The sequence below is a fragment of the Parasegetibacter sp. NRK P23 genome, assembly GCF_023721715.1.
GTDB lineage: Bacteria > Bacteroidota > Bacteroidia > Chitinophagales > Chitinophagaceae > Parasegetibacter.
The window spans coordinates 1,454,993-1,471,802 of record NZ_JAMDLG010000001.1 but is presented as its reverse complement, the minus strand read 5'-3'; the positions used below and the strand labels follow the sequence as shown (position 1 = coordinate 1,471,802).

15 protein-coding genes are annotated in these 16,810 nt (G+C 49.8%); 10 read left to right on the top strand and 5 right to left on the bottom strand.

Annotation, left to right across the window (positions count from 1 at the left end):
- Positions 1 to 7 precede the first annotated feature (7 nt).
- The gene (gene dusB, locus M4J38_RS05850) at positions 8 to 1,045 is read right to left on the bottom strand and encodes a tRNA dihydrouridine synthase DusB (protein WP_251758602.1); all 1,038 of its coding nucleotides are present in this window, start codon (positions 1,043 to 1,045) and stop codon (positions 8 to 10) included.
- Between the two features lie 120 nt (positions 1,046 to 1,165).
- On the opposite strand from dusB, the gene M4J38_RS05845 reads away from it, so the two are divergent.
- The 7 genes from M4J38_RS05845 to asnB are packed head-to-tail and all read left to right on the top strand — an operon-like array spanning position 1,166 to position 7,408.
- Positions 1,166 to 2,092, top strand: coding sequence for a CPBP family intramembrane glutamic endopeptidase (locus M4J38_RS05845; RefSeq protein WP_251758601.1), 927 nt, complete (start codon positions 1,166 to 1,168; stop codon positions 2,090 to 2,092).
- Positions 2,093 to 2,106: 14 nt separating this feature from the next.
- Positions 2,107 to 2,979 (top strand): phosphatidate cytidylyltransferase, encoded by an 873-nt coding sequence (locus M4J38_RS05840; RefSeq protein WP_251758600.1) that lies wholly within the window; start codon positions 2,107 to 2,109, stop codon positions 2,977 to 2,979.
- 48 nt (positions 2,980 to 3,027) lie between these two features.
- Complete coding sequence (locus M4J38_RS05835; protein ID WP_251758599.1) at positions 3,028 to 3,684, top strand: phosphatidylserine decarboxylase family protein; 657 nt, start codon at positions 3,028 to 3,030, stop codon at positions 3,682 to 3,684.
- 50 nt (positions 3,685 to 3,734) lie between these two features.
- On the top strand, positions 3,735 to 4,334 hold the full coding sequence (locus tag M4J38_RS05830) for an ACP phosphodiesterase (RefSeq protein WP_251758598.1): 600 nt from the start codon (positions 3,735 to 3,737) through the stop codon (positions 4,332 to 4,334).
- Between the two features lie 28 nt (positions 4,335 to 4,362).
- Positions 4,363 to 4,929, top strand: coding sequence for a DUF2911 domain-containing protein (locus tag M4J38_RS05825; RefSeq protein WP_251758597.1), 567 nt, complete (start codon positions 4,363 to 4,365; stop codon positions 4,927 to 4,929).
- A 23-nt stretch (positions 4,930 to 4,952) separates the two neighbouring features.
- Positions 4,953 to 5,594: a DUF2911 domain-containing protein gene (locus M4J38_RS05820; protein WP_251758596.1), complete on the top strand. Its 642-nt coding sequence runs from the start codon at positions 4,953 to 4,955 to the stop codon at positions 5,592 to 5,594.
- A gap of 11 nt (positions 5,595 to 5,605) precedes the next feature.
- Positions 5,606 to 7,408 carry an asparagine synthase (glutamine-hydrolyzing) gene (gene asnB, locus M4J38_RS05815; protein WP_251758595.1) on the top strand — a complete coding sequence of 601 codons (1,803 nt, stop codon included), beginning with the start codon at positions 5,606 to 5,608 and terminating at the stop codon, positions 7,406 to 7,408.
- An 83-nt stretch (positions 7,409 to 7,491) separates the two neighbouring features.
- On the opposite strand, the gene M4J38_RS05810 is transcribed toward asnB, so the two are convergent.
- Both M4J38_RS05810 and M4J38_RS05805 read right to left on the bottom strand, forming a co-directional pair.
- The gene (locus M4J38_RS05810) at positions 7,492 to 7,962 is read right to left on the bottom strand and encodes a hypothetical protein (RefSeq protein WP_251758594.1); all 471 of its coding nucleotides are present in this window, start codon (positions 7,960 to 7,962) and stop codon (positions 7,492 to 7,494) included.
- Between the two features lie 348 nt (positions 7,963 to 8,310).
- Positions 8,311 to 8,748, bottom strand: coding sequence for a hypothetical protein (locus M4J38_RS05805; protein ID WP_251758593.1), 438 nt, complete (start codon positions 8,746 to 8,748; stop codon positions 8,311 to 8,313).
- Positions 8,749 to 9,056: 308 nt separating this feature from the next.
- Here M4J38_RS05805 and M4J38_RS05800 point away from each other — a divergent pair, with 308 nt between their 5' ends.
- The gene (locus M4J38_RS05800; protein ID WP_251758592.1) at positions 9,057 to 10,196 is read left to right on the top strand and encodes a cystathionine gamma-synthase; all 1,140 of its coding nucleotides are present in this window, start codon (positions 9,057 to 9,059) and stop codon (positions 10,194 to 10,196) included.
- Between the two features lie 67 nt (positions 10,197 to 10,263).
- Here M4J38_RS05800 and M4J38_RS05795 read toward each other — a convergent pair whose 3' ends face one another.
- Positions 10,264 to 11,103, bottom strand: a complete 840-nt coding sequence (locus M4J38_RS05795; protein ID WP_251758591.1) for an oxidoreductase — start codon at positions 11,101 to 11,103, stop codon at positions 10,264 to 10,266.
- 127 nt (positions 11,104 to 11,230) lie between these two features.
- Here M4J38_RS05795 and M4J38_RS05790 point away from each other — a divergent pair, with 127 nt between their 5' ends.
- On the top strand, positions 11,231 to 12,289 hold the full coding sequence (locus M4J38_RS05790) for a hypothetical protein (RefSeq protein WP_251758590.1): 1,059 nt from the start codon (positions 11,231 to 11,233) through the stop codon (positions 12,287 to 12,289).
- 82 nt (positions 12,290 to 12,371) lie between these two features.
- Here the strand turns inward: M4J38_RS05790 and M4J38_RS05785 are convergent, their stop codons facing one another.
- Positions 12,372 to 12,692 (bottom strand): RNA-binding protein, encoded by a 321-nt coding sequence (locus M4J38_RS05785; protein ID WP_251758589.1) that lies wholly within the window; start codon positions 12,690 to 12,692, stop codon positions 12,372 to 12,374.
- A 316-nt stretch (positions 12,693 to 13,008) separates the two neighbouring features.
- Between M4J38_RS05785 and M4J38_RS05780 the strand changes: the two genes are divergently transcribed.
- On the top strand, positions 13,009 to 16,788 hold the full coding sequence (locus tag M4J38_RS05780) for a DEAD/DEAH box helicase (protein WP_251758588.1): 3,780 nt from the start codon (positions 13,009 to 13,011) through the stop codon (positions 16,786 to 16,788).
- Positions 16,789 to 16,810 lie beyond the last annotated feature (22 nt).

Here is a 16,810-nt window from a genome sequence, read left to right as displayed (position 1 = left end):
AAATGAACTAAACCGGACATTTTTCGTGGTAGTTGATGATTTCGATGGGGGTGCGTTCGAAAACGAATCCATCGTAGGCTACGATGATCTCGTCCAGCACGGCATCTATCTCTTCCGCAGTATTCAGCACCACCAACCTGGCCCTGAACTCCTTGATATTGGGAAGTCCTTTCAGGTAGTTCGCGTAGTGGCGGCGCATTTCGAAGATTCCGGTGTGCGGCCCCTTCCATTCCACCGATTTGTGCAGGTGCTTGCGGCAGAGTTCCACCCTTTCTTTTAAAGTGGGGGAGGGCAGCAGTTCACCGGTAGCAAAATAGTGTTTGATCTCCCGGAATATCCAGGGGTAGCCGATGGCGGCCCTGCCGATCATCATGCCATCGAGGCCGTAAGTATTTTTATAATGAAGGGCTTTTTCGGGACTGTCGATGTCGCCGTTGCCGAAGATGGGCATCGTAATCCGTGGATTGTCCTTTATTTTGGCGATCCAGCTCCAGTCGGAATGCCCTTTGTACAACTGGCAGCGGGTACGGCCATGTACGGTGAGGGCCTGTACACCAATATCCTGGAGTCTTTCGGCCACTTCGAGAATATTAATGGAATCGTGGTCCCAACCCAGTCTTGTTTTCACCGTAACGGGCAGGGAGGTGGATTTGATGACGGCGGTGGTGAGCCTTACCATCAGGTCGATGTCTTTCAGTACGCCGGCGCCGGCGCCTTTGGTCACCACTTTTTTCACGGGGCAGCCGAAATTAATATCCAGCAGATCGGGCTGAACGGTTTCCACGATTTTGGCGCTCAGGGCCATTGCTTCTTCGTCGCCCCCGAATATCTGGATGCCCACGGGGCGTTCGTAGTCGAAAATATCCAGTTTTTTACGGCTTTTGATGGCGTCGCGGATCAGTCCTTCTGAAGAAATAAATTCCGAATACATCAAATCTGCGCCATTGTCTTTGCATACCGCACGGAAAGGCGGATCGCTCACATCTTCCATGGGCGCCAGCAGCAAAGGAAAATCAGGCAGGGAAAGTGGTCCAATATTCACCATAACAACTCATTACACAGCTTAAAGCGGGTACAAATAACCGGGTTAGCGTATATTGCACCGGTACCGACCCGGGAACTGCGTGCAAAGATACGGCATCCCCGTGGCAGCAAACACAGATTCATGCGATACCTCCGATTTTATACCCCCATGTTCCAGTTCTCGGCGTTCATGGGCATTTTCCTGGGGCTTTACCTGATATTCATGGCCGGACTGATGCTGTTTGGCGGGGATATCAGCCAGATCACGGAACTGAAGCCCGAAACCGCCACGCCGGCACTGGTGCAGAAGTTCAAGATCATCCAGTTCGCCAGCGCGGTATGTACTTTTATTGTACCGGCTTTTCTTTTCAACTACCTCTCCGACGCACGTCCTTTTCAGTATGCGGGATTCCGTAAGAATACCCATCCCGCGCTTCTGTTGTTCACGGTGCTGATCCTGGTGGCCTCCCTTCCCATGGTAGGACTGATCGGCGAATGGAACAGCCAGTTCACCTGGGGGATGGCGCAGAAAGAAATTGAGGCCATTGAAGAACGCTACAACAACTCCATGGCCATCATCCTGAAAATGAACGGTATCGGCGACCTGGTGGTGAACCTCCTGCTCACCGCCGCACTGCCCGCGCTTGCGGAAGAATTCTTTTTCAGGGGTACCCTTCAGCAATGTTTGTTCCGGTGGTGGAAAAGCCCGGTAGGAGCGGTGCTGGGTTCCAGTATCTTCTTCGCCCTCATGCACGCCACTTTCTATAAATTAATTCCCATCCTGTGCATGGGCATTGTGCTGGGCACACTGTTCATGGTTACGCGGAATATCTGGTGCAGCATCCTGTTCCATTTCCTTTTTAACGGCATGCAGATCGTGGTATTGTACCTCGCGCAACACAATAAGATCAAAGGATTTGACCCTGAAAAGCAGGAAATATCCTTCCCGGTATGGGCGGGTATTACCGGACTGGCGGCGGTAGTATTGCTTTTCGCCTATCTTCAGAAAGAAAAACGGAGATGGATACCCGCATCCGTTTTCAGAGAACAGCAAACGCCCGCTGAATAACCAAAGCATTCCACATGGCGCTCAACCTTCAGACATTTAAAACGCGTACTTTATCGGCCATCATCTTCGCGGTGATCATGCTGGCCGGACTGCTCCTGAATTACTGGAGTTTTTTCCTGCTGTTCTCGGTGGTGCATTTCGGCTGCTGGTTCGAATACCACAAGCTAATGGAGAGGATTCATCCCGCTTACAAACAAATTTCTTCTTTTCACCGGTACATCGTGCCCCTGATCGGCTTCGCGCTGATGCTTTTTTCCGCGGGGGAAACACTCGCCATCGGCACATTCAGCCTGCATTCACTGGGTTGGTGGCTGCTGTTGTTACTGGTATTGATGCTGCCGCTGGGTGAACTGCTTTTTGCAAAGCAAACTTCATTGAAATGCTACGGGATTTCGTTGCTGGGACTGGTTTATATTTCCATGAGTTGGTCCATGCTGGTGTTGCTGCGCGATCAGTTCACGGTACAGTTCCCCGGTTTTGAAACGCTGGACTACGGCAAATGGGTGGTATGCATCCTGGTGTTTTCCATCTGGATCAACGACACGATGGCTTATATAGTAGGATCACTGATCGGGAAAACGCCTTTCTCGCCCATTTCTCCCAAAAAAACCTGGGAGGGCACTATTGGCGGGGCCGTGCTGGCCATTGTGGTGATTACGACCGTCGCTTATTTCATCGGCCTCAACTACATGGAATGTGGCATTATCGCGGCCATTGCGGCTGTATTCGGCACCCTGGGCGATCTGCTCGAAAGCAAGCTGAAACGCATGGCGGGCATCAAAGACAGCGGTAACATACTTCCCGGCCACGGCGGTTTCCTCGACCGGTTCGACTCCCTATTGATCGCCACGCCCGTGGTATGGCTGTATTTCTTCCTGTTCCAATAATTCCGCTTCCATAATATTTGCGCTAACTTCGCCCCACAATTTCCGTATATGACCATACACAAAGAAGGGTACGCTTCCATTGCCATTGCGGCCCTCGTATTAGGACTCCTTAACCTGGTCCTTTTTTATTCTATTCCCGAATCATTCTCCTGGATCACCTGGCTGATCCTGGTGCTGAGCATAGGTTTCTGGCTTTTCATCGTCTCATTTTTCCGCATTCCAAACCGTCCGCTCACCATTCACAACGATCAGATTATTTGTCCGGCCGATGGAAAAGTAGTGGTGATAGAAGAGGTTTTTGATGAAGAATATTTTAAAGCGAAGCGTTTGCAGGTCTCTATTTTTATGAGTCCCGCCAACGTACACGTGAACCGTCACCCGGTTACGGGAAAAGTAGTGTACAGCCAGTACCACAAAGGCAAATACCTGGTGGCCTGGGACCCGAAATCCTCCACCGACAACGAGCGCCACTCCATTGTAATTGATAAGAACGGCAAAGAAGTGCTGGTGAAACAAATTGCCGGAGCCGTTGCCCGCCGCATCGTGAACTACTGTAAAGCCGGAGATCCCGCAGAGCAGGGGCAGGAACTGGGCTTCATCAAATTCGGCAGCCGGGTTGACCTGTTGCTCCCGCTGGGAACCAAAGTTTCCGTGGGCCTGAACCAGCACGTGAAAGGCGGGGTTACGGTATTGGGTGAATGGTAGAAAACGCTTCGCGCTTAGGAAAGTAGCACGGATTTCGCTATCTTCTGTGCATGAACTTCCTCGCACATGCTTACCTTTCTTTCAACGATCCCGGTATCCTCGCCGGGAACATGATCAGCGATTTTGTAAAAGGAAAAAAGAAATTCGATTACCCGGACCCAATACGCCAGGGCATTGAGTTGCACCGTGAAATAGACGCGTTCACCGATGCGCATCCCGCCACCAGGGCCGCTGCCACGTTTTTCAGGAAAGATTACCGGCTCTACGCGCCCGCGTTCATCGATATCGTATACGATCATTTCCTCGCGAACGACGCGGCCGTGTTCCATACGGAACAACACCTTCACCGATTTTCAGGCGATACCTACCAACTGCTGGAACCGGCATCCCCTTATTTCCCCCAACATTTCCAGCGCATGTTTCCCTATATGAAAGCCCAGAACTGGTTGTACAACTACCGCTTTGAAGAAGGCATCCGCAACAGTTTTGAAGGACTGGTGCGCCGGGCCGCCCACCTCGAAGATGCGCGCCCCGCATTTGAAGTACTGATGCGCCATTATGAAGCGCTGTCCGCCTGTTACCAGGAATTCTTTCCCCAACTTCAACAATATGTGCAGCAGCGGTTTGAACTGATGAATAAGCGCTTTTAACGCTTATCTTTGTTGCAAACCACATTTCATGAAGCGCCTTCTTATTGTTGCGTTGGCCGGTTTTCTTACAGTAACGGCATCAGCTCAAAATGGCAAAGGTCCGTCAGTTGACAAATCCACGATGGACATGAGTTATTACCCTTTCAACTATCCGGTATTAAAAATACAGGGAAAGGCGACTGAACCATTGGTGGCGCGCGTCATCTACAGCCGCCCGCAGCGCAATGGACGCAAGGTATTCGGTGAACTGGTAGAATTCAATAAAGTATGGCGGCTGGGCGCGAACGAAGCTACCGAAGTGGAATTCTACAAAGATGTGAGCTTTAACGGAAAGCCCGTGAAAAAAGGCAGGTACACCCTGTATGCCATTCCGCTGGCCGACAAATGGACGCTGATCCTGAACAAAGACCTCGACACCTGGGGCGCATTCAAATACGATCCTTCCAAAGATGTGCTGCGCACCGATGTGAAGCCCGAGAAGCTCAACGACCCCTCTGAAACATTCACCATCTTTTTCGATAAAATGAACAGGACCACCGCCGCCATGTACATTTCATGGGACGACACCCGGGTGACCGTTCCCATTGGTTACTGATTCCAAACCCCATGAATATTACCATGAAGGCATCCTACAGCTTACTTTACACCGCCATATTGTTCCTTGCGGCCTGCAACAGCAGCACACCAACACCCGCCACCGATTCCAGCGCGGCCAGGAAAACAAACGGCGGTTCCGCATCTCAGATTATCGTGAACCCCAAACCGGTTTCGGGCATATTCGACCAGTCGCCGATGGACATGATTTATTTCCCCACCGAATTTCCCAAACTCAAGAGCCAGCGGCAGGCCTCCGGCGATCCCAAAGTAAGGGTCATCTACAGCAGACCCCAACGCCACAACAGAGCCATATTCGGCGGATTACAGAAATACGGGCAACCCTGGAGAATGGGCGCCAACGAAGCCACCGAAATCCAGTTGTTTGCCCCGGCTTCCGTAAACGGCAAAAAGATCGCCAAAGGAACTTATATCCTCTATTGTATCCCGGAAGAAAAAGAATGGACTATAGTTTTCAATAGCGCCAGCTACACCTGGGGACTTCAATTCGATCCAGCCAACGATGTGCTGCGCACCACGATTCCCGTAGAAGCCGTGGAAGAACCAGTGGAAGCGCTCACCATGTTCTTCACGGAAGAAAACGGGAAGGCGATGCTGCATATTGAATGGGATCATGTAAAGGCGAAGTTGCCCTTCAGCTTCTAACATAGCAACCTATGTGTGGCATAGCAGGCATCATTCACAAAGAAGCCGGACAAATCTCCCTTCAGACGCTTCAGGCCATGGGAAACGCACTGCGACACCGGGGCCCCGACGATAGCGGCACCTGGATAGACCCTACAGGAAAAGTCGGTTTCGCACATCAAAGACTTAGTATCATCGACATCTCCGGTGCCGGAGCGCAACCTTTCCATTATATGGGCAGGTATTCTATCGTCTTCAACGGAGAAATTTATAATTACAGGGAGCTAAAACAGACTCTCCTGAAAAAAGGGTACACTTTCCACTCTGAAACTGATACGGAAGTCATCCCCGCCGCACTGGATCATTACGGCAGAGATTTTCTCGACCAACTCAACGGCATGTTCGCTTTCGTACTATTGGATCACGTGGAACAGGTGCTTTGGCTTGCCAGAGACAGATTCGGCGAAAAGCCGCTGTACCTCCTGCGCGAAGAACGGGCCTTATATTTTGGCAGTGAGCCTGCAGCCATTGCCGCCGCGAAGCCGCTTGAACCCGACATGGAAATGTGGAGCTACTTCCTGGGTACCGGGTTGCCAAAATCATCAGGACAATCAAACAGAACATTTTACAGAAACCTGGTACAGGTTCCGCCTGCAACATGGATCAGCATAAAGCTCAACGACTTCACCGAAACTTCAGGCGTATACTGGACACCTCCTCAGGCAGATGAGCAGCTTCAATTGACCGACGATGAAGCGGTTGAAACATTCGCCGCTTTACTGAGCCAATCCGTTAAGCAGGCGCTAATCAGCGACGTTCCTTCAGGCAACAGCCTGAGCGGAGGAACCGACAGCAGTTCAATATGCGCCGTACAAAATGACCTCAAAGCAACAACGGACAGAAAAGTATTTTCAGCCGTTTTTCCCGGCTTCGCGAAAGATGAATCAAAAGCGATACTTGAGGTGTCGGAACGGTTCGGGCTAAATACCTGTCTGGTATATCCCGGAAAAGATGGAGCGGAAGATATATACAACTATCTTCAGCAGTTGCAGGAACCCGTTGCCCACTCCAGTTGCTACGCGCAGTACAAAGTATTTGAAGCCGCACAGCAACATGGCATTAAGGTGCTGCTCGACGGGCAGGGCGCGGATGAAATGTTGGGTGGCTACAACAGGTACCGGACATGGTACCTGCAGGAGTTATGGAAGCAAGGCAAAAAACAATTTAGGACAGAATGCAGTGAAATGGGTTACTCCTGGGGATTTAAGGACCAACTTACGGCGATGTTCCCGCATACGGCGACCTGGTTCCTGCGCAAAAAAACGCAACGCCTCGTTACCCACAACCGCTATTTACATCCTGAATTTGTCCGTTCCTTTTTTCAACCATCACTCATCAGAAAGCCCGTCATTACTTCCTTACGGCAAGCAATGGATTATGATGCAAGAAGTTTCGGTCTTGAAGAACTATTGTATTACGCCGACAGAAACGCAATGGCACATGGCGTAGAAGTAAGGCTGCCCTTTCTGAACCGGCCACTCGTTGATTGGTTATACAAGATAACTTCCAACCTTAAAATCAGGCATGGATACGGTAAATGGCTGTTAAGAAAGGCCATGGATAAAAAACTTCCCGCGAATGTATGCTGGAACAGGATCAAAACCGGCTTCGAAACGCCCCATAACGAGTGGATGAATACAGTGTTCATGAAGGAAAGAACCGCTGAAGCCATTGCACATCTGAAGAAAGAAAGAATACTTTCCCCTGGAACGCCAGGTAATACAAACGACACCATATTCAACTGGCGGGTCATCCAGATGGCCATGCACCTCTAAGCCAATACTTCAGAAAATAAAAGAGGATGCTCCTTTCAGATACATCCTCTTACAAACACTATACGCGACCAAACTAACTTAGCTCATCTCTGTTCCGCGGCTCTTTTGTATTTCTCCGTGATGCCCATTGTGCCCGCGGCGGAAACTTTTACGGTGTACCAGTTCTTTTCATCGGTCATCTTCACATGGTATTCCATGTCTTCCCCTTCAGCCAGTTCGGTTACCCCGAATATTTCTTTCCCGGGATATTTCTTTTTTAATTTATTCAGGATAAAAATCGGCAGGTGCTCCTCTTTGTAGTAACGTGTGCTGCCTACAAACTTTCCGCCCTTATCGTACCGTGCCTTCACGAGTATGTCTTCCTGCTTGAATACCGCGATAAAGTGATCGGTGGATTCGAACCATTTCAATTCGGAAACCGCCTTGTAATCCGATTCAAAACTGCGGGTTACTTTTTCATTGGCTTTGTCAACGGGATCGTTGGGATCATTGGCGAGGGCTGCGCCTGTTGCGGTGAACAGGGCGATCATCAGGAATAATGTTATCTTTTTCATGGCTTTTGTTTTATGGTTCAAATGTAGCGCCGGATAAGCTCGGGGATAAGTGGTTACACATAACCGGTATATTTATTTTTCTTCTTGATAAGAACAATTGGAAGAGTACTATTATTCTTATCAAGAAAGAAAGCTGAAACCCTTAACTGTAAAGCATTTCAGCTATGTTACACTTCAAGTTGTCAGGTCAGGTTAATCCATTGTTAAAAGTTATTTCCGGCTATGCATGGTAAGTTTGATTCATGAAGCGGGAGCGGCTTTTTTACCACGAACCGCAAACGCAAAAAAAGAGGCGCATCTATTGGATGCGCCTCAACCCATTGGGTTAAACACTCGGAATAAGTAAGCTTATAGCTTATTGTATTTTTCTACCAGTTCATTTTCACCGGCGGGAGTTACTTTTACAGTGTACCAATGTTTTGCGTCCTGCATTTTCACGAAGTACGCGGTTGATTCTCCCACAGTAACTTCAGTAACGCCGAATACTTCTTTTCCTTTGTAGCTCCTGCTTAGTCCTTTGCGCAGGTTGGTGGGCAATCCGTCTTCTTTGTAGTACCGGATAGAATGTTTGAATTCGCCTTCAGCGGTAAAACTTGCTACAACTTTTACGTCCCTGTTGTAAAATACAGCGGTGAAGTTCCCTTTGTCTTCGCTCCATTGTACATTATGTACGGCTCCGAAAAGTTCTTTGAAACTTGTTTTTACTTCGTCTGTAATGGGGAGATCAGCGGCTTTGGCTGTGGCGAAGGAGATCACTACGGCGAGTGACAGGATGAGCTTTTTCATGATAATTTGTTTTTTGTTTTAAATGGCTTTGTAATACGATGTAAAAGTAGCATCCTGTTGCACGGGTGTTTTTGCAATTGGGAGGAACGGAAAGAAAAAGATTTATTCCTAAGGAAAGTATGCTGACATTTAACGTGAACACTGCCGTTCATCACAACGAAACCCTTGCAGATCGTGCATTTACACCGCCCGTGGATTGTTACACCTTCCAAGGTTAAGTGATCGTTAAAATAGAGCGATGCGTTCACTAGATAATTTTATCAGGCCGGAGGAAATCTCCATATTTGTGGAACATTAAAACGAACGGTATGCAACAGGCCACAAAGTTCATTCATGCGGGTGTGGAACCCGATCCATCCACCGGAGCAATTATGACGCCCATCTTCCAGACTTCTACTTATGTGCAGGAAGCCCCGGGCAAACACAAGGGATATGAATATGCCAGAACACAGAACCCAACGCGTGATCAGTTGCAGAAAGCATTGGCGGCGGCGGAGAACGGGGCCTACGGTATTTCCTTCGGCAGCGGACTCGCGGCGATCGATACGCTGTTGAAATTGTTTAATCCCGGAGATGAAATTATCTGCACCAACGATCTTTATGGCGGCACTTACCGCCTTATGACCAAAGTGTGGGAAAGGTATGGCCTGAAGTTCCACTTCGTTGACCTTACGGAACCATCCAATATTGAACCGTTCCTCAATGAAAGGACCCGCATGATCTGGCTCGAAACACCTACCAACCCGCTGCTGCGTATTCTCGACATCAAAGAGATCTGCCATATCAGCAAGGAAAGAAACGTACTGATCGCGGTAGACAACACTTTCGCTTCCCCCTATCTCCAGAACCCGCTTGATCTTGGCGCCGATATCGTGATGCACAGCGCCACGAAATACCTGGGCGGTCATAGCGACGTGGTGCACGGCTGCCTTATCGTAAACAAGGAAGAACTGGCGCAGCAATTGTATTTCCTCCAGAACAGCTGCGGGGCGGTGCCCGGTCCGCAAGACTGTTTCCTGATCCTCCGCGGTTTAAAAACACTGCATGTAAGAATGCAGCGCCATTGCGAGAACGGTGCCGTAATTGCCAAATACCTGCGGGAACATCCGAAAGTGGAAACCGTCCACTGGTGTGGTTTTGAGGACCATCCCAATTATGAAGTGGCCAAGGCGCAGATGCGCGGCTTCGGGGGCATGATGAGTTTTACTTTAAAGAATGACAGTCTGGAAGCCGCATATGCCGTGCTCTCTTCCACGAAACTGTTTTCCCTGGCGGAGAGCCTCGGCGGTGTGGAATCATTGATCGGGCATCCCGCTTCCATGACGCACGCTTCCATCCCCCGGGAGGAGCGGCTCCGCAACGGGCTGGCCGATTCCCTCATAAGACTGAGTGTAGGCATCGAAGATGCCAACGACCTGGTGCGGGATCTGGAAAAAGCACTGGCGTAGGTGTAAACACTGTACCCGGTGGCACCGCTATAGCGGTGCCACCGGGTACAGTGTTTTAACGGAGAGGTTACTGCGCTTTCGGGAAGTCGGCGCCAACACTTACGGCTTCCCAGGCATCATAATCTTTTTTCAGTTCATCGAGTTTGCGGCGGGCGCCTTTCACGGCGGCGGCGCCGAGCAATAAGCGCAGCGGAGGATGTTCCGTTTCTGTGACCTGTATCATAGCTTTCGCGGCCCTTACCGGGTCGCCGGGCTGGTTGCCGCTGTAGCCGCGGATCGTGTTGCGGTTGGTGCCGGCGGTGGAGGCATAATCGTCAATGGTGTTCACCGCTTCGTTGGCGGAACGTCCCGCCCAGTCGGTGCGGAAACCGCTGGGGCAGATGATGGTCACCTTAATACCGAGTGGCGCCACTTCTTTCGATAACGATTCCGACATACCATCCACCGCAAATTTAGTGGCGTGGTAAAAACTGAGCGCCGGGTAAGCGGTTAGTCCGCCGATGGAGGAGATATTCAGTATATGACCGCTTCGTTGCGCGCGCATCACCGGGAGTACGGCTTTCGTCATGTTCGCGAGGCCGAATACGTTTATCTCGAACATCCTCCTGATCTCGGCTTCATCGCTTTCTTCCAGTGCGCCGAAGTAACCGATACCGGCGTTGTTCACCAGCACATCTATCCTTCCCCAGGTGTCCATAACCGTTTGAACGGCGGCGTCAATTTCTTCCTGTTTGGTAACATCCAGTTGAATGGTGAGCGCCCTGTCTTCTTTGCCATAAACAATATCCGCCACCTGCGCCGTGTTGCGCGCGGTAACCACCACCCTGTAGCCCTGTTCCAGTAATTCGGTAGCCAGCGCACGGCCAAAGCCTGTGGAGCAGCCCGTAACGAACCATATTTTGCTCATAACATCAATTTTTGAGGAATGAATAACAGTGCAAAAGAAGGGAAAGTTCAGCAGAAATATCCGCCACACGGTATTGAAGCGGCGCTCCCGCACAAATACCTTTACCCCGTTCAAACCCAACAAAAAAATGAAAAAAAATCTTGTACTTCCTCTTTTCCTGGCCATGGCAATGAGCGCCGTGGCTCAACCAGACCCTGATGCCCTTAAAGTACAGGGCGGTGGTTCGATGGGTAAGAAGACCATCGTACCCAAACTTGAAAAGCTGGCCGTTGCACAAAGCACCATCATCTTTAAAACCGCCACCACCCGCGAAATGCTGAAGAATGAAAAAGGCGCCTTTGGCGGAAGAAAATCATTGGGAGGAAGTGTAACCGGAAGAGTTACCGCTTACCTCGAAACCACCGATGGAGATCTTACCAAAGAAGATTTCCAGGGCCTGGCCGATCATTTCTACACCTACCTGAACCAGCAACTGGAAGCGGCGGGCATTGGTACCGTAGACTGGGGAACCGTTACCAAAGCGGATTTCTATACCGCCGAAAATGAGGCGGGAGACGAAAAGAAAGTAAAGGAAGAAACCCAACGCAAGGGCCAGGTTTATGAGGTGGTTAACGCCAACAATGGCAATACCCTGATTTCTTATGACCCTACCAAAACCATGAACATCGGCTTTGCGTTCGGCAAAATGAAGAGGGCCGGTAAATTCAGTGATGAACTTGGTGCTCCGGTCGCGTACATGCACACCGTAGTGGATTTCGCCGACATCATGATGGATGGCGATGCTAAAACCGGCACCGCCGTTAGTTACGAAGTGGGCGGCATCACTAAAATCACCAAAACAAAAGCGTTCAATTTTAACTCATCGGTAGGCGCGAACCTTAAAGTAGCCGGCGGCACTACATGGGACGGAAAGCCGGTGGGCGGAAGGATCATGTTCTACAACCAGAAAATGGCCACCGATATGATCCAGTTTGAAAAAGACATTTCTTCCGGCATGAAGTTCGCGAACGAGGTAACCCAGGATCCGAACAGGAAAGTCCTCAACAAAAAGGAGAACATCTTCGCCAAAGATTTCAACGCGGTTCCCGTAGTGGTCTCCACCACGAAGGCGCAATACATTGCCGCTGCGAAAAAGGCACTGGAAAATTATGCGGTTTCGCTGGCCACGAAGCTGAAGGAAAAGTAGTAAGATGGGAAGGGAATAAAAAGAAAAGCCGCCCGTAAAGGCGGCTTTATCTTTATAAGAGGTCTATCTCTTAAAGCTTCAATTAGTAACGGCTGAAGCTCTTGTTCCTGTTGAAACCACCACCACCGTTGCGGTTGCCACCACCACCGGCGGGACGATCTTCGCGGGGACGGGCTTCGGAAACGCGGATCGCTCTTCCTTCTACCATTCCACCATCCAGCTCAGCGATTGCTTTGCGGGCTTGTTCGTCATCAGACATTTCCACGAATCCGAATCCACGGCTCTGGCCTGTGAATTTGTCCATGATTACTTTAGCGGAAGAAATTTCACCGTACTCAGCAAAAAAATCGTTCAGGTCTTCATCAGTTACGTTGAAGCTCAGGTTTGAAACAAAAATGTTCATACTAAAAATTAAAAAAAGAATAAATACTGAGAAAAGCTGGGGTAATAAAGACTTATACTGACCTATTAGCAGAAAAGACTATTAGCAGAAAATCATCAACTTACTTGGCTGTTGCTCAATTAACGATGCGAAGATACGCCTTTTATTGTTACCGCAAGCTAATTTAATGTTAAGCAATAAGATATATTCATCAACCCTTGAATGGTTCAAATATTACTTCAAAATCTGCTCATTTTTCCTTTACTTTTGCAAATTGGCCTTTCCGGTACCGGACCGGAAGCGGGGTGAGGGCCATCATTAAACCTAATTCACTTACATGGCTTTACCGCACCTTATTAAATACGTTTACAACAGCGGCACGGATGAGGTTATAAGAAGAGGAAAGAAAATCCACGCCATTGGGTACGTGGAACTGATGGAATACGATGAACTGATGGGTTCAGCGCTTTTCCGCGTAAAAGATGACAGCTACGCCACTTACTACAAGGTGCAGGTGCAAAAGTTCCGTGACCCGAAAACCCTTTCCGTGCGTTGCAGTTGTCCCTATAACCTGGGAGACATCTGCCGCCACGAATCCGCCGCGCTTTTCCAACTCCAGGAATTGCTGGACCGGAATATGCTCGGTAACCGGGAAATCGCTTACAATCAGAAGCATACGGTGGTGAAGATGAAGCAGATCGATCTGAAAACGATCAAGATGCTCTCCGCCCCGGTCGATTTTGAGGAAGCCGAAAAACTGCTTCGTACCCAGAAGGTGAACATTCTTTCGGCCAAAGAAGAGAAAGTGACCGCCTCCCTGGATATTGACGGAGAAACGTTTCCCGTAGTGATTCAGAAGAACGAAGAAAGAAACTTTGATACCAGTTGCACCTGTAATGAAACCGCGCACCCGTTGTGTTTTCACAAAACAATGCTATTGCTGCAACTGCTGCACGCTTATGGGGCACACTATTTTGATACCATCCGGAACTGGGATAAAGAAAAAAACAAGCTACTGGAAGCCTACGGCTACTCTTTGAGTGATGACCTGAAAGGGAAATTTGAATTCACTTATAAAGATGGCAAGCCCTTCCTCCGTGTACTGGATACTTCTATAAAAAGACTGGCACCCGCCGCCAACGCGCGTTTACCCAAACCCGAACCGGAGCCCGTGGTGGTGGAGCAGGTCGTGGAACAGGAGACGGAAATGCCGGAGCAGGAAACCGCGAAAGCCAGTTCCGCCCTGGGCGTGGTCATTAATCTGCAGCAGAAATCTTACCCTTATTTCCTGGTGGAAGCCGTGAAAGGAGAGTCGGGAGAGAACGGCAACCTGTTCGCGGGAAAAGCTGAAAAGCTGGACCTCAGCAAATTTGTGGACGGCCAGGAACTGAATGACGCCGACAAACAGCTTTTACCCCAACTCCGTCGCTTCCAGGAAACGGAAATCACCAAATACCTCAACAGGAACTCTCCTTTTTCGGGGTTCTGGGAGAACATCGTACACCATGAAGACGATGACCTTCCCGAAGAAACGAAGTCGCTGATGGTGGAATACCTCCATCCTAAACTGAGTAAGTTGCTGAATGAAGTGGCGGGCAGCGAAAAGCTTTTCCTTCTTCCCAAAGGCAAACCTTACCTCACCAAAAATCTCGAAAACATCGAGGTGGCGGAAGAACCGATCCTTCCGGAATTCTCCATCGAAAAGAACGGGAACGGTTTTGAAATGAATGCTTTCGCCAGGCTCAACGGGCAACGGATTCCACTCACGGAGAACGAGACCAGCAGCAGCCTGATCTTTTTATACAATGGGGTGCTGTACACCTGGAAACGTCCGGAAGATGTGATGCAGGCCGAAGGATTTCTACAGCAGAAAAAGAAAGGCATCAGCAAGGCCGACTGGCCCGCGTACCTGCGCAATACCATTCTGCCGCTCACCCGCGAATACCACGTACAATTCGATTCCTCCCTCGTGGAGGAGGTGAAAGACGGGGAACCCGAAGTACGCCTGTTGTTGCAGGAAAAAGGCGATTACCTTGTGTTTCAGCCTGTATTCAATTACAAAGGATACGATACCCGCGCCGGCGACAAAGAAGAGATCGTGGTGCCCACCGGCGAGAAAGTGTGGATCATCCACCGCAACAGAGCGGCGGAAAATAAATTCATGCAGAAACTGGAGAACCTGCATTCGCAGTTCATCCGGCCGGAAGGTGGTCAGCAACTGGTGCTGAAAGGTGCCGACGTGCTGAAGAACAACTGGTTCTTTCTTTTCGTAGATGCCATGCGCGACATGAAAGTGCCCGTTCTCGGCTTCGACGCGCTCAAAAATTTCCGCTTCAATACAGCCAAGCCCTCCACCCGCATCCATATTTCCAGCAATACTGATTGGTTCGATGCCCGCGTGGAAATCGAATTCGGTGACCTCAAAGTAACCATCGCCGAGGTGAAACGCGCTTTGGCCAACAAGCAACAATTTGTGCATCTTTCAGACGGAACACTCGGTGTGCTGCCCGAAGAATGGATCAAAAAATATTCGCTGCTCTTCCGGGTAGGCGAAGGAAAAACCAACCAGCTCCGCCTTTCCAAATACCACCTCAGCGTGATCGACGAGTTGTACGACAACCGCGATGAAGAAGAGTTGATGATACAATTGGAAGAAAAATACGAGCGGCTCCGCGATTCCGATCACCGTATAGCGGAAGTGCCTCCGCCCGCGCACCTGGCGCCGATATTAAGGCCCTACCAGACTTCAGGTTTCCAATGGCTCAATTACCTGAACGAAGTAGGCTGGGGCGGGATACTGGCCGATGATATGGGTCTGGGTAAAACCATTCAGGCGCTTTCGTTCCTGCACCATATCCAGGCTACGCAGGGAAAAATGCAGGCGCTGGTGGTATGCCCTACCACCCTGATGTACAACTGGGAGAACGAGATTAAAAAGTTCACGCCCAACCTCACCTATATCATCCACCATTCGAGTATGCGTACCCGTTCCTCCGATATACTGGGAGGATACGATGTGATCATCACCACTTATGGCACGTTGAGAAGTGACATCAAAGTATTGTCTGAAATAGCCTTCGATTACGTGGTACTGGATGAATCGCAGGCCATCAAGAACCCGGCGAGCAAAGTGACCAAAGCGGCATCCGTATTGAAAGCGAAGAACCGTCTTTGTCTTAGTGGTACCCCATTGCAGAACAATACCTTCGACATCTTCGCCCAGATGAACTTCCTTAACCCGGGCATGTTGGGCAGCATCGAGTTTTTCCGCCAGGAATTCGCCATTCCCATTGATAAATTCGGGGAGCAGGAACGCAAGGAACACCTCCGGAAAATATTGTACCCTTTCATCCTGAGAAGAACGAAGGAACAGGTGGCGCGTGACCTGCCGGAGAAAATGGAAACCATTCTTTATTGTGAAATGGAGGATGAACAAAGGAAAATTTACGACGCCTACCGCAACGATTTCCGTGACCGCATCCTCGGTATCATCGATGAACAGGGCATTCAGAAATCGCAGCTCACCATCCTGCAGGGGTTGATGAAACTCCGCCAGATCTGTGATTCTCCGGCCATCCTGAATGAACAGGAAAAGTTCCCCAACCACTCCATCAAACTTGATGAAATCGCGCGGGAGATTACCGAGAACATCAGCAACCACAAAGCGCTCATTTTCTCGCAGTTCCTGGGTATGCTGGGACTGATCCGCGAAAAAATGAAGGAACTGGGCGTGGAATTCGAATACTTTGACGGAAGCACCACCGCCACCGAAAGGGAACGGGCCATCCAGCATTTCCAGAACGACGACAAATGCCGTGTATTCCTTATATCCCTTAAAGCGGGTGGTGTGGGTCTGAACCTGACCGCCGCCGATTACGTGTACATCGTGGACCCATGGTGGAACCCCGCCGTAGAGCAACAGGCCATTGACCGGACCCACCGTATCGGGCAAACCAAGAATATTTTCGCTTACCGCATGATCTGTAAGGATACCATAGAAGATAAAATTCTGCAACTGCAGGAGAAGAAGCGCCTACTCGCGAAAGACCTTATTTCCGATGATACGGGTTTTGTGAAGAGCCTGAGCAAGGCGGATGTGGAGTATCTTTTCTCATAGCGCGCAGGTATATGATTCACGC